A 12,893-nucleotide genomic window follows, 5' to 3' on the forward strand; every position below is an offset into this window, starting at 1 on the left:
GGGTAAAAAATTAAAAATTAGCATTCAATGAAAAACCGAAACTTCGGGTAGCAGCAGATGAACCAACGTCTACACCTTGTGCCCACCATTTGTTACCTACTGGAGCTTCAGGGTCAAGATTTTTCAATGTACGGTAGAAGTAGAATAGATTTCTGCCCAATAAAGAAACCTTTAAGTTGTTAATTTTAAGTCTTTTGGTGAAACTGTCTGGAATACGGTAACCAATAGACAATTCTCTTAATTTGATAAAGTTGTTGTCGTAAACGGCACCTTTTTCAGTCCAAGAATCTGCACCCCATCCGAATGTGTTCATGTAATATTCTGCAGCACTCAAATGTACATCGTTTGCTTTTCCTGTATTGGCGTTAACACCTTGCAAAGTCACTCCATTTTCGCGATATGGTAAGGTGTTTTCATATAGACCAGCACTCATGCCGTATTTGAGGTTTTCGGATACCATTTTACCTCCAAAACGATAATCAGCAGTAAAGTCTAACATAAAGTTTTTATAGGTAAATGTATTGGTCCAACCGCCTATCGCTTTTGGCATAATGTTGCCAGCATATTTGTACTTGGTTTTGTCGATCACATAGAGTCCATCGTCAGAGATCAAATTATTGCCGTTTTGATCTTTGGCAATGTCATAAACGTAAATATTTCCTAATTTCTCACCTTCTTTTGCCGTAATCTTCAAAGAGTTTTCATCGGCAGAGTAGAATACCAATTCTTCAACGCCCGGTGCTAGGGTTTTAACTGTCGACTTATTAAATGAATAGTTTAGTCTAGAATTCCAGGTAAAGTTTTCATTTTGAATTGGGGTACCGTTGATAGAAAGCTCCAAACCGTTATTGGCAATTTTTCCTATATTCAAAATTTGGGAAGTAGCCCCTGTAGAGGCTGGTGTTGTAAGTCCTAAGATCTGGTCGTCGATATAGTTGTTGTAGTAACTAACATCCAATCCTAATCTATTTTTTAGAAACTTCAATTCCATACCGACCTCAACCTCATATTTACGCTCAGGACGTAGATTAAGATTTCCATAGTTATTTCTATAGGTCAATGATGGAACAGCTCCATTGATGGTCAATAATGGATTTTGGTTGTAAGCGATATTTGCTTCGTAGATTGCGGCATCATTACCAACAATACCGTAGGAAGCGCGAAGTTTACCGTAGGAGAACTTATCAGACTTGATATCGAAAGCATCGCTGAAAATAAAGCTACCACTAACCGAACCATAGCGATAATTATTGTTTGATGAAGGTAGTGTAGAAGAATATTCAGAACGATAAGTACCGTCTAAGTAAGCAAATCCTTTATAGCCAATATTCAAGGAACCGAAGTAGGCATATTTTAGCATTTCCTTTCTGCTATTTGAAGTTGTTGCCTGCGCGTAACTGTTGCTTAAGCTAAACCAGTTTTCTGTGACAAGACCACCTGCTGTACTTGACGATTGATCATCATAACGCTCTGATCTCGATTGGAAACCCACGCTCGCTGAATAGTCGAAATCTGCATTGATTTTGTTGCTATAGGTTGCCATTACATCACCATACAGGATCGAATAGACTCCTTTTGAAGTTGCGAAGCCTCCAGAACTGCTGGTAGTTGAATTGTAAGCCGTTGCATATTCGTTGTATTGCTTGTTGATGCTCGTTGCAGAAGTTAAGTCATTACCAATTCTTCCGCGGAGTTTCAAGTGATTTACAACATCCCAGTTTAATGTGGCACTTGTTAAAATCCTATTTTCGGTCTCATCATAACTGTTTTTGTATTGATTCCAAAAATAATCTAAGAGGTTGGAAGCCCTCATCGTGTATTTGAAGTCTTCAGGACGTCCTGTTCCAAATTTGGAATATTTGTAGCCGTCAGTGGTTTGATACGCATTTTTCATGGCAGACATATCTTCTGTTCTGCTGAAAAACCCGTCGAAACTTCCAAGTACCTGACCCAACAGATAGGTTCTGTTGTGGGTATTGGTATTGATAAAGTTAGCGACGATATCGGTCGACAATTTGTCGCTAAGTTTTAGCGTGCTATTAAGGTTGAAGGTATTTCTGTTTTGTTTACTACCAGGGCTCGTACTTTTATAGTCCATTCTGGTCGCACTCAAACGGTAGTTAATTTTCTCTGTTTGGTTTGAGATACCAACGTTAATATTGGAATTGTAGCCTTTGTCAAATACGTCGTAGTAGTTATTTTCACGTGCTTTGTATTGACGTACCTGTCCGTCCCACCACATAACATCTTCGCCAGTGAATTTTGGACCAAAACTTCCGTAGGATCTATAGTATGGCCTTCTTCCCGAAGGAGAATTAGCATCTGTAAACCAACCTTCGGCAGACGCGCCGTTAGCGATGTTTGTCGCTGCGTCGTAACCGGGTCCATAAATGTTTTGGAACTTCGGTAAAAAGGCTGCTCTTTCGATTGATCCATTATAGTTGAAGTCAATTCCTAGACCTCTTCCTTTTGTGCCTTTCTTTGTTGTAATAACAATTACCCCACTTGCAGCGTCCGAGCCGTATAGTGCACTGGCTGCAGCACCTTTTAAGATGGAAATATTGTCGATATCAGCGGGGTTGATGTCCAGCATACCATTACCCCTAATACGTTGATCGTCCCAATAATTATTATTGTTTGCACCAGTCGCACCACCTTGTTGATCGTTACGGATGATGATACCATCAACAACATAGAGGGGCTGACGTTGATAGTTTAATGAATTGATACCACGGATTTGAACGTTAACCGCACTGGCAGAACCACCCGGAGCAGTGGTGATTTTCACACCTGGGGCTTTACCGTATAGTGCTGATCCAAAGTTGGTGTTACCCGCTTTAGTGATTTCCTCTGCTTTGATATTGCTAACTGCATATCCTAGCGCCTTAGATTCGCGCTTAATGCCCATCGCTGTGACAACAACTTCATCTAAAGCCGAAGCGTCCTGATTTAAGGATACTTTAATCGATTTAGCGGAAGTAACCGTAACTTCTTGGGTTTGGTAACCCACAATAGAAATACGTAATACTTCTCCTGGGGATGCTTGAATGGTAAAAGCTCCGCTTGCATTTGTTTGGGTTCCTTTGGCAGTGCCCTTAACAGAAACTGTCGCTCCTGAAACTGGACCTTTGGCGTCAGTTACTGTACCAGTAATGGTTTGTTGTGCGTAAAGCGAAGTGGCGCTAAATAGCGTACACAATGCTATACCCGCTGCTTTTTTGTAAAATAGACTCATTTTTTAATGATTAGTATGAATTACAATAAGTAAATGATTAGTGTGGTTATTATTTTGTTAAAATTTTATTAATGTGATTTTCGACTACAATCGCTGCAGTACCTTTGATTTGTGCATGTTTGTTTAAAGATGACATTTGAACATTCGTTGTTTTTGCAATTTCAGGAATGCAAAATTCATTGATGGCAATTTGTATTTGTGGATTCAAAATTCGTCCCAGTTCTGCACCTCTTCCGCTAACGATGATCTGTTTTGGATTCAGAATATGGATAAGTGTTGATATGCCTTTACCTAGCATATAACCTATTTTTCCTAAATTATTGATAGCGATTTGATCGCCCACATTCGAAGCTTCAATTAAGGCGTCTATTTTGTTGAGTTTACTTTTTACAAAGGTGCTATAAATCGAATATTCGTTGTTTTGGATATCAGTTTCCGTACTTCGAATGGCTGCGTCTAAGGAGGCTTCTACCTCCAGGCATCCCCTTTTTCCGCAAGAACATAACGTGTTGTCATCCGAAAGTGGGATATGACTAAATTCTCCAGCAAAACCTGATTCGCCTTTAAAAACAGAGCCATTGATAATAATGCCCAATCCGACACCCCAATTTAAATTGATGATGAGTGAATGATCAATATCTTTTGCTGATCCAAACTCTTTTTCTGCGATAGCAATACATCTGGAGTCATTCTCTATCACAGTTGATATTTGGTATTTTGCTTCTATGCTACTTTTGATACGGTATAAAGGATGATTATGGGGATAAGATTCATTGACACCCAATTCAGAATTGACAAATCCTGGTATACTTAGACCAATACCAATTATTTTGTCCCTTTGGATTCCCGATAGTTCCAAAATCGATTCAATTTCGTCCAATAGTAAATCAGCAGAGTTGCTGGACTTCAATTCTAGGGGAACATCACGGTGTTCGATAATCGTCTGTTGATTAAGATCTGTTAATGTAAATGTGGAAAAATGCTGATCGGTTGAAATCGTCAAGATATAAAAATTCAGTGCTGGATTAATTGCGAACTGCAAAGGACGTCTTCCGCCGGTAGATTCTGCAAAACCACATTCAACAATTATTTTTTCTTCAAGTAAACGATTGATTATTTTTGTAATGGAAGGTGTACTCTTAGCGAGTTTTTTGACCAACTCTGCAATAGAAAGCGCAGAATCAAAATAAAGGTTTTTCAATATTTCTTTTTCCATTAGTTCGTGTGGTTTCTAAAAGTTGATTAAACTTTTGTTAAAGATATGTTAAATCGCATGTAAGATCAAAATACTTTTTAAAAAAATTTAAAAAGTTGCGGCTATGCTTTGTTTTTTTTGTTTTTGTGTAACAATTTGTATTCCTGTTTGTGCCATTAAATCATAGATTATGCATAAAAATGAATATCAAATAGCTTATATTTACCTTTTAATTATACAATCTGATTATGAAACAACGCTATTACTCCTTGGATGTCTTTCGTGGGGCTACTGTGGCACTGATGATTATGGTGAATAATCCGGGGACATGGGCTCATATGTTTGCACCGCTAAAACATGCAGAATGGCATGGTTGCTCGCCTACAGACCTGGTTTTTCCTTTTTTTCTTTTCGCAGTGGGTAATGCCATGTCTTTTGTTATCCCACGATTACAGGAAGCTGGTCCGGCGATATTTTGGCAAAAAGTAATTAAACGGACGGTCTTAATTTTTGCGATCGGACTTTTTATAAACTGGTGGCCTTTCGTGAAATGGGATGGCGCAGCCCTTGTGTTGAAGCAATGGGTAGACGGAGCGGACCCGAGCCGTGGAATTCGGATTTTCGGAGTACTGCAGCGCATTGCCGTAGCCTACTGCTTTGCGTCAATTCTCGCCTATTATTTTAAGGAAAAAACGATAATCTGGATCTCGACGATTATTCTGTTGTTATATTGGGCAATTTGTGCAATAGCCGGAGGAGCAGATCCCTATAGCTTAGAAGGTTGGTTCGGTACACAATATGATATTGCCATTCTAGGTTTACCGCATGTTTACAAAGGGGAGGGGGTACCCTTCGATCCCGAAGGACTGATGAGCACATTACCGACGATTGTTCAGGTCGTCTTTGGGTATTTAGTTGGTGTATTTATAAAAAAACAAGGTCAGGTGGATTGGTTGTGGTCTAAAGTACCGCCCTCTAATGAGCCTCATTTTAAATTGCTGGCGGGCATGTTTGTGACCGGATTTATTTTAGTCGTCCTGGCTTGGATATGGGCTTTGGGTTTTCCGATCAACAAAAAAATATGGACAAGTTCCTACGTACTTTATACCACAGGTTTGGCAACCATGACACTGGGTGGTATGATCTGGTTTATTGAAGTGCAGGGTGTAAAAAATAAATTGACACAGTTTTTTGATGTTTTTGGTAAAAATCCGCTGTTTATCTTTGTACTGAGTGGTATCTTGCCTCGCTTCTTAGGGTTATTCCGGATTCCTGACGGTGTAAAAGAAGATGGTACACAAAAATACCTCGACGCTTTTGCCTGGTTTTATAAATACGTTTGCGCAAAAGTTCCTGGAATACCGGAAGTTGGTTCTTTTGTGTATTCGCTATGTTTCCTGGCGTTGATGTGGGTAATCTGCTATTGGCTGGATAAAAAGAAAATTTATGTAAAGGTGTAGCATCAGCGCGATCTTTGCTTGTTAAATTATTTTGGCACTCAAAGATTTTTGTTATCTTTGCAGCCAATTAATAAAATTTTTAACGCTTTAATATTATTCAGGAAATGTATTTAAGTAAAGAGTACAAAGCTGATATCTTCGCAGAATTTGCTGGATCAGCTACAAACACAGGATCTACTGAAGGTCAAGTTGCTTTATTCACTAAGAGAATTGCTCACTTAACTGAGCACTTGAAAAAAAACAGAAAAGATTTCGGTACACAACGTGCCCTACAAATGTTAGTAGGTAAACGTCGTTCATTATTAGCTTATCTTTATAAAAAAGATATCAACCGTTACCGTGCGATCATTAAAGGTCTAGGTTTACGTGATATCATCAAATAAGCTTTAATACAAAGGTGTTAAGAAAGCCATCCAAATTTTTGGATGGCTTTTTTGTTTTATAAAACGCTCGACTTTCTTGATCGAAAACCATGGTGTAGGAAGTGATGGAAACAAGTTAAAACCATGTTCTTGCCAGGTTCGTCCCGTAAGCAGCTTGAGTCCACAGTGAGTCCACGGTGAGTCTACCTTTTAAGGTGCTTTCATTGTGCAGCCATGTTTTTTACAAGTCGGTAGCAAGTCGAACTTAGCCATAACTTTTCTATAATTAATTTACAAGGAAGTACCTTGAAAACTGCAAGACCTGAAATTTATCTTAAGAGGATTTATGTTTTGGATAATTTCTTCGGTAATCAATCACAAGGCAGAATCGGCTGCTTGAAGAAGATAGAAATTGAAAGGCTTTGTAGGCAAATGCTGCGACGCGTTAGTATTTGCTTATTTAGCCGAATGTTAATTGCATTAATCTTAATATTTTAATTTACCTTTGTGCTGAAATCTAATGTATTTAAAATATTGGCATGCTGCCAACAAGATGAAAAGCATGTCGCAAACAAGATTAAATGAATTACAACGAAATTAAAACAACCATCGATATGGGTAATGGCACCCAGATCGAATTGTCTACAGGTAAATTGGCAAAACAAGCCGATGGTGCTGTAGTATTAAAACAAGGTGATACGATGTTGCTTGCAACGGTCGTTTCAGCTAAAGAAGCTAAATCTGGGGTTGATTTTTTACCTCTTTCGGTAGATTACCAAGAAAAATATGCGGCAACTGGCCGTATTCCAGGAGGTTTCTTACGTCGTGAAGCTAGACTATCGGATTATGAGGTATTGATCTCACGTTTGGTAGACCGTGCATTACGTCCTTTGTTCCCTGAAAACTATCACGCAGATACACAAGTGGCAATTAGCTTGATCTCTGCAGATAAAGATATTATGCCTGACGCTTTAGCAGGTTTGGCTGCTTCTGCAGCTATTGCTGTTTCTGATATTCCTTTTAATGGACCAATTTCTGAAGTTCGCGTTGCGAAGATTGACGGTCAATTGGTTATCAATCCAAAATTATCTGAACTTGAAAAAGCTACGCTAGAATTTATCGTTGCTGGTTCTGCACAAGATATTGGTATGGTTGAAGGTGAAGCGAAAGAAATTTCTGAAGCTGAAATGGTAGAAGCAATTGCTTTTGCTCATGAAGCGATCAAAAAACAAGTTGCTGCTCAAGTAGAACTGGCTAACTTAGTTGGTAAAACGGTTAAACGTGAGTATAACCATGAGCCTGAAAACCTTGAATTGAGAGATGCTATTTTTGCAGCTACTTACGATAAGGTTTACGCTATTGCAAAATCTGCTTCTGCAAAACATGACCGTTCTGAAAACTTCGCAAAAATCGCGGAAGAGTACAGAGCAACAATGCCAGAGGAATTGGATGATGATACAGCTTTCTTGTTTAAAAAATATTTCCACGATGTTCAGTATGATGCTGTTCGTAATCTTGTCTTAGATGAAGGAATTCGCTTAGATGGCCGTAACGTACGTACAGTTCGCCCAATCTGGTCAGAAATAGATTACTTGCCTGCTGCACACGGTTCAGCTGTATTCACACGTGGTGAAACACAATCATTGACTTCGGTTACTTTAGGTGCTAAAGACGATGAGCAAATGATCGATGGTGCTTTTATCAACGGTTATAACAAGTTTATTCTTCACTACAACTTCCCTGCATTCTCTACAGGTGAGGTAAGACCTAACAGAGGTCCAGGCCGTCGTGAAGTTGGTCACGGTAACTTAGCAATGCGTTCATTGAAACAGGTACTTCCTGCAGACAGTGAAAATCCATATACGATCCGTGTTGTTTCTGATATTCTGGAGTCAAATGGTTCTTCTTCTATGGCAACTGTATGTGCTGGTACATTAGCACTTTTGGATGCCGGTGTGAAATTGAAAGCGCCAGTTTCAGGTATTGCCATGGGATTGATTTCTGATGAGAAAACAGGTAAATATGCGATCTTATCGGATATCTTAGGTGATGAAGATCATTTAGGTGATATGGACTTTAAAGTAACGGGTACAGAAAAAGGTATCGTTGCTTGTCAAATGGACTTAAAAATCAATGGTTTGAAATGGGAAGTGTTGACGCAAGCTTTGGATCAAGCAAAAGAAGCGCGTTTACACATCTTGGGTGAGATGAAGAAAACAATTTCTGCTCCTCGCGAAGATTACAAACCACATGCACCACGTATCGTTCAATTGTTGATCGATAAAGAATTTATTGGCGCTGTAATCGGACCAGGTGGTAAAATTATCCAAGAAATGCAACGTGAGACCGGTGCTACAATTTCGATCGAAGAAGTTGATAATAAAGGTGTTGTTCAAGTATTCGCAGATAATAAAGCGGCTATTGATGATGCAGTAGGTCGTATCAAAGCGATTGCTTCTAAACCAGAGATTGGTGAAACTTACGAAGGTAAAGTGAAATCAATTATGCCATTCGGTGCTTTCGTTGAAATCATGCCTGGTAAAGACGGTTTATTGCACATCTCTGAAATCGACTGGAAACGTCTTGAAACAATGGACGGTATCTTCAAAGAAGGTGATAAAGTAACGGTTAAATTGTTGGATATCGACAAACAAGGTAAAATGAAGCTTTCCCGTAAAGCTTTATTGCCTCGTCCGCCGAAAGAAGACAAACCAAAGCAGGATAAACCTGCTGGCGAAGCTCCTGTAGCTGGTGCTGGTCAAGAATAAGTTTATTCTTTAAATGATATGAAAAGCTCGCTTTACGCGGGCTTTTTTTATGGAAAATAAAACTTAGCTGCATCTTTATCCTATGAAAAGTATACTTCGTTTGCTTCTTTTGAAATCCAGTCCGATTCTGGTGTTTGTCCTCATTCATGTGTCAGTTTATGGTCAGCGGTCTTTTGGGGATAAATTTCAGAAGCTGTCTGCCACTGTACAGCATTATGCACATAAAAATAATATGATTTTGCCCAAGGGGCATTATGAGTTTTATAAACTGGATCGTGCCATTTTGTGGTCCTATAAACAGGATTTATTTTGGCCTCTTAATAGGTTAATCTTAAAGGATAAAGCTATCAGGGATTCAATGACAGACGAGCTTTACATTAATTTTGATCGGGAATATAACCGCTTTGTGATGGATGTGTATGAAAGCCCTTATAAATTTAACGAGGCAAGACCATTTGAGGTACTTTCCGTGCAGGGCTCATTCAGAGGTGGGATGTCACCGCTTTTGGAGCGTTTGTCCAAGTTTTTATTGGATCATCAAGGACGCTGGGGCCTCAATCTGTCTTCTTTTACCTTATATATGGATCGGGAGCTTAGTGATGTGCCCTTAGCATACGATGGTGAGCCAGAAGTGGTGAAATTGCTCAAGCAATTTTTTGAGGAGGCCAAGATTCCCCATAAACCCGGTATTTACTATGGGAACCCGATGTACTGTTCGTATCGATTTGACTGGGTGGCTAATAAAAATAAAGAGATTACACTCGATTGCTCGGCATATAATGACTATTTAAATATACTGTTTAGTGAAACGAAGTTATATGCGCTGGGCGGGACATGGGATAGCATGAAGGGACAAATGTCTTTTTTTTATGATCGTAAGAATAGCTGGAAACAGTTTGCTGCCCGGCGGGATGTCAAACGAATTTTGGATTTTTTAAAGGAGGAGACTGCTGTTAATCTATTGAAACTACATCATGATAGTAAAAGATTTAGTGGCGATTATTGGCTGGATGTTGCGGTGTTGAAATAGGGGGGATTTATTTTAAGAAGGAAATAGAAACAAATGAGGCTGTCAATTCGACAGCCTCATTTGTTTTTTATAACATGATAACACCTTTTATCTTCGCTACTTCTTTGTAGAAGTAGATCACCTGATCGGCGTCTTTAACGTTCAAGTTTACCGTAATTGAAGTATACTTACCTGTTTTGGAATCCTTAAAATCAAACTGTGCACCTGTGTCATCAAATACGCTCTGGATCTGATTGAAGTGGTCCTGATCTTTTGGTAAGATAAATTTATACGTATAGTCCTTTGGAAATGTTTCTAAGTCTTCCAAACGCTCTTTAAAAGTTTCATAGAAGTCTTTTGGATTATCACCTCCGTCAGGGATATCTTGTATATTGATGTTTTTGTAATCTGCCATGTTTTGTTTCTCCTTAAATATGTTATTAAGGTATTAACAAATATTAATCCAGTAATGTTTTACTGACAATTTTTCAGTTAATTATTGTCAATGTTTGAAGGCCAATCGGCTTTGTTTTTACCAAAGTTTTTGTTTGGCGTAGCACTCATCTCGATTTCCATCTGTCCACCTGCTAAAAGTTGCGCATGTGTAATGAACGTTTTGGCGTAAGGCTTGCCATTTAACTTGATCGATTTGATATATGGATTGGCTTTGCCTTGGTTTTTAACATCGATCGCTAACGTTTTGCCATTCGGTAGATTGATATTCGCATGTTGCATCATCGGAGAGCCGAAGACATAAACACCACTCATTGCATTCAGTGGATAGAAGCCCATTGCCGAGAATACATACCATGCGCTCATTTGTCCGACGTCATCATTTCCACATAGACCAGCTGGACTGTTTGTGTAAAACTCAGTCATCGCTTTACGGACTAAGGCTGCACCTTTCCAAGGTTGTCCCGCGTAAGCATACAAGTAAGGGATGTGGTGATTTGGTTCGTTACCTTGCGCATATTGGCCGATTAGTCCTGAAATATCCGGTGAAGCTTCACCACCAAGATCCGATGACATGGTCGTAAAATAATCCAGTTTTTTCAAAAATTTCTCCTCGCCACCGAAAAGATTGATCAGACCTTTGACATCTTGGGGTACCAACCAGGTGTATTGCCAAGCATTACCTTCGCAATAGTCATTCTCGCGGTGTTTGGCCATGAGGGGGTCGAAAGGTCTGCGGAACTCGCCATTGGCTTTTTTACCGACGAAATGACCTACCTCTTTGTCAAAATATTGCTCGTATAGTTTATAGCGTTTTTTGAAATAAGCAGCGTCTTCTGTTTTACCCAGTTTTTCGGCAATTTTATACGCACCAAAGTCAGCAATCGCATACTCTAATGCCCATGCTACAGACTCATTAGGCATGCTGTCGATCGGAATGTAAGTCAGTTCACGCGCATATTTTAGACCGTGATCATTACCCATAGCCGTGGTCTTAACAGCTTCCCACATCAAAGGATAATCTTTCTCGTCAATAATTCCTTTTAAGAAGGCATCCGCAATGACTGGAATCGCAGGTAATCCAACCATTGTATTGGTTTCATTGCCTTGTAAGTGCCACATGGGTAATTTACCTTGTTGTTGATAGATCGCCAACATGGTTTTGATAAAATCCTGGTTGATTTTACGGTCCTCCAAGATCGTCATCAAAGGATGAAGACCACGGTAAGTATCCCAAAGCGAAAATACCGTATGGTTGACAAAATCCTGTTTCTCATATACTTGTTTGTCAGTTCCTAAATAATCGCCATTTGCATCGTTGAAGATGGTAGGAGCGAAGTAGGTATGGTATAATGCCGTATAGAAGATTGTCTTCGTATCTTTGTCGGCTTCAAATTGAATCTTATTTAAGGTTTTGTTCCAACGTTGATCGGCGTCTTGCTTTACTTTTTCAAAATTCCAGCCTGGAATCTCGGCGTTGATGTTGTTCAGCGCATTGGTCGAGCTTACCGGAGAAATACCGACTTTGAGTTCGATGGTTTTATTTTTAACAGCATCAAAGAATAAAGCCGCTTTGATTGCCTGTCCTTTGAATGTTGTTTGGCCTAATTTTTCTTCTTTACCGTCGAAAAATCTTACTTTTTGTATCGGTTGGGAAGTTCTGATGGCAAAATACAATTTTTGGTCAGTCGCCCATCCTGTTGAAAAGCGGTAACCAACAAAGGTCGAATCGTTCACCTGTTTGATGTAGGTGTCTGTCGGTTTATCCCAATTGATATGGTAACCTAAATCGACCAAAATATGTGCATTGTCTGTTTTTTCATAGCGATATTGATGATAACCAACACGTTCGGTGGCTGTCAGGTTGGCCTGCACCTGATAGTCATCTAAATAAGCGCTATAGAATCCCGGTTTTGCTACCTCATTTTCTTTTTTGAAGGAAGAGCCATAACCTGTATTCATTTTGTTGAATTCTGCGGGCGTTAATTGTAATTTTCCGTTAGCAGGAACGATCATAAGGTCGTTGAGGTCACCGATACCTGTTCCGCTCAGGTGGGTATGGGTAAAACCCAAAATTTCCTGGCTTTTGTAATTGTATCCACTGCACCAATCCCATCCATTGAACTTGTCCCAAATCTGTGGGATTTGAGTAGGCCCCAATTGTACCGCACCTAAAGGTACATTCGCACCAACAAAGACGTGGCCATGATCCGCGGACCCAATAAAGGGGTTGACATATTGTGTAAGATTTTGCTGGGCCTGCGCACAAAATGGCAAAATTAGTGTGCCCAACACTGTTTTGAGTAGTTTATTTCCTGTCATAGGTTTTGTTCGGGTATTTGAAAACTGCTTAAAATTAGTAAATAAAACCTTTTAGCGCAATTTTATTATTATTTTAGTAAATTGTCGTT

At 39.4% G+C, this 12,893-nt stretch carries 8 protein-coding genes; 4 read left to right on the top strand and 4 right to left on the bottom strand.

What is annotated here, in order from left to right; translation table 11 throughout:
- Nucleotides 1-10: 10 nt before the first annotated feature.
- On the bottom strand, nucleotides 11-3,235 hold the full coding sequence (locus B3600_RS04980) for a SusC/RagA family TonB-linked outer membrane protein (RefSeq protein WP_286752303.1): 3,225 nt from the start codon (nucleotides 3,233-3,235) through the stop codon (nucleotides 11-13).
- 49 nt (nucleotides 3,236-3,284) lie between these two features.
- Entirely contained in the window at nucleotides 3,285-4,451 is a 1,167-nt protein-coding gene (locus tag B3600_RS04985) for an ROK family protein (RefSeq protein WP_286752304.1), read from the bottom strand.
- Between the two features lie 227 nt (nucleotides 4,452-4,678).
- On the opposite strand from B3600_RS04985, the gene B3600_RS04990 reads away from it, so the two are divergent.
- The 4 genes from B3600_RS04990 to B3600_RS05005 all read left to right on the top strand — a co-directional run bounded on the left by B3600_RS04990 (nucleotide 4,679) and on the right by B3600_RS05005 (nucleotide 10,050).
- Nucleotides 4,679-5,890, top strand: coding sequence for an acyltransferase family protein (locus B3600_RS04990; protein WP_115047207.1), 1,212 nt, complete (start codon nucleotides 4,679-4,681; stop codon nucleotides 5,888-5,890).
- A gap of 104 nt (nucleotides 5,891-5,994) precedes the next feature.
- Nucleotides 5,995-6,273, top strand: a complete 279-nt coding sequence (gene rpsO / locus B3600_RS04995; protein WP_046674145.1) for a 30S ribosomal protein S15 — start codon at nucleotides 5,995-5,997, stop codon at nucleotides 6,271-6,273.
- Nucleotides 6,274-6,833: 560 nt separating this feature from the next.
- Complete coding sequence (gene pnp / locus B3600_RS05000; RefSeq protein WP_286752305.1) at nucleotides 6,834-9,020, top strand: polyribonucleotide nucleotidyltransferase; 2,187 nt, start codon at nucleotides 6,834-6,836, stop codon at nucleotides 9,018-9,020.
- Nucleotides 9,021-9,102: 82 nt separating this feature from the next.
- Complete coding sequence (locus B3600_RS05005; RefSeq protein WP_286752306.1) at nucleotides 9,103-10,050, top strand: hypothetical protein; 948 nt, start codon at nucleotides 9,103-9,105, stop codon at nucleotides 10,048-10,050.
- 67 nt (nucleotides 10,051-10,117) lie between these two features.
- Here B3600_RS05005 and B3600_RS05010 read toward each other — a convergent pair whose 3' ends face one another.
- Together B3600_RS05010 and B3600_RS05015 are read right to left on the bottom strand one after the other, a co-directional pair.
- Complete coding sequence (locus tag B3600_RS05010) at nucleotides 10,118-10,444, bottom strand: DUF493 domain-containing protein (protein ID WP_070563528.1); 327 nt, start codon at nucleotides 10,442-10,444, stop codon at nucleotides 10,118-10,120.
- A gap of 77 nt (nucleotides 10,445-10,521) precedes the next feature.
- Nucleotides 10,522-12,804, bottom strand: a complete 2,283-nt coding sequence (locus B3600_RS05015) for a GH92 family glycosyl hydrolase (RefSeq protein ID WP_286752307.1) — start codon at nucleotides 12,802-12,804, stop codon at nucleotides 10,522-10,524.
- Nucleotides 12,805-12,893 lie beyond the last annotated feature (89 nt).

Source organism: Sphingobacterium sp. UBA2480, assembly GCF_002341965.1.
Classification (GTDB): Bacteria; Bacteroidota; Bacteroidia; order Sphingobacteriales; family Sphingobacteriaceae; genus Sphingobacterium; species Sphingobacterium multivorum.

What these genes read in the sequence shown, in the direction of transcription:
- pnp (WP_286752305.1), top strand. Translation starts at nt 6,834, where the DNA reads ATGAATTACAACGAAATTAAAACAACCATCGATATGGGTAATGGCACC.
- rpsO (WP_046674145.1), top strand. Translation starts at nt 5,995, where the DNA reads ATGTATTTAAGTAAAGAGTACAAAGCTGATATCTTCGCAGAATTTGCT.
- B3600_RS04980 (WP_286752303.1), bottom strand. Translation starts at nt 3,235, where the DNA reads ATGAGTCTATTTTACAAAAAAGCAGCGGGTATAGCATTGTGTACGCTA.
- B3600_RS05010 (WP_070563528.1), bottom strand. Translation starts at nt 10,444, where the DNA reads ATGGCAGATTACAAAAACATCAATATACAAGATATCCCTGACGGAGGT.
- B3600_RS05005 (WP_286752306.1), top strand. Translation starts at nt 9,103, where the DNA reads ATGAAAAGTATACTTCGTTTGCTTCTTTTGAAATCCAGTCCGATTCTG.
- B3600_RS04990 (WP_115047207.1), top strand. Translation starts at nt 4,679, where the DNA reads ATGAAACAACGCTATTACTCCTTGGATGTCTTTCGTGGGGCTACTGTG.
- B3600_RS04985 (WP_286752304.1), bottom strand. Translation starts at nt 4,451, where the DNA reads ATGGAAAAAGAAATATTGAAAAACCTTTATTTTGATTCTGCGCTTTCT.
- B3600_RS05015 (WP_286752307.1), bottom strand. Translation starts at nt 12,804, where the DNA reads ATGACAGGAAATAAACTACTCAAAACAGTGTTGGGCACACTAATTTTG.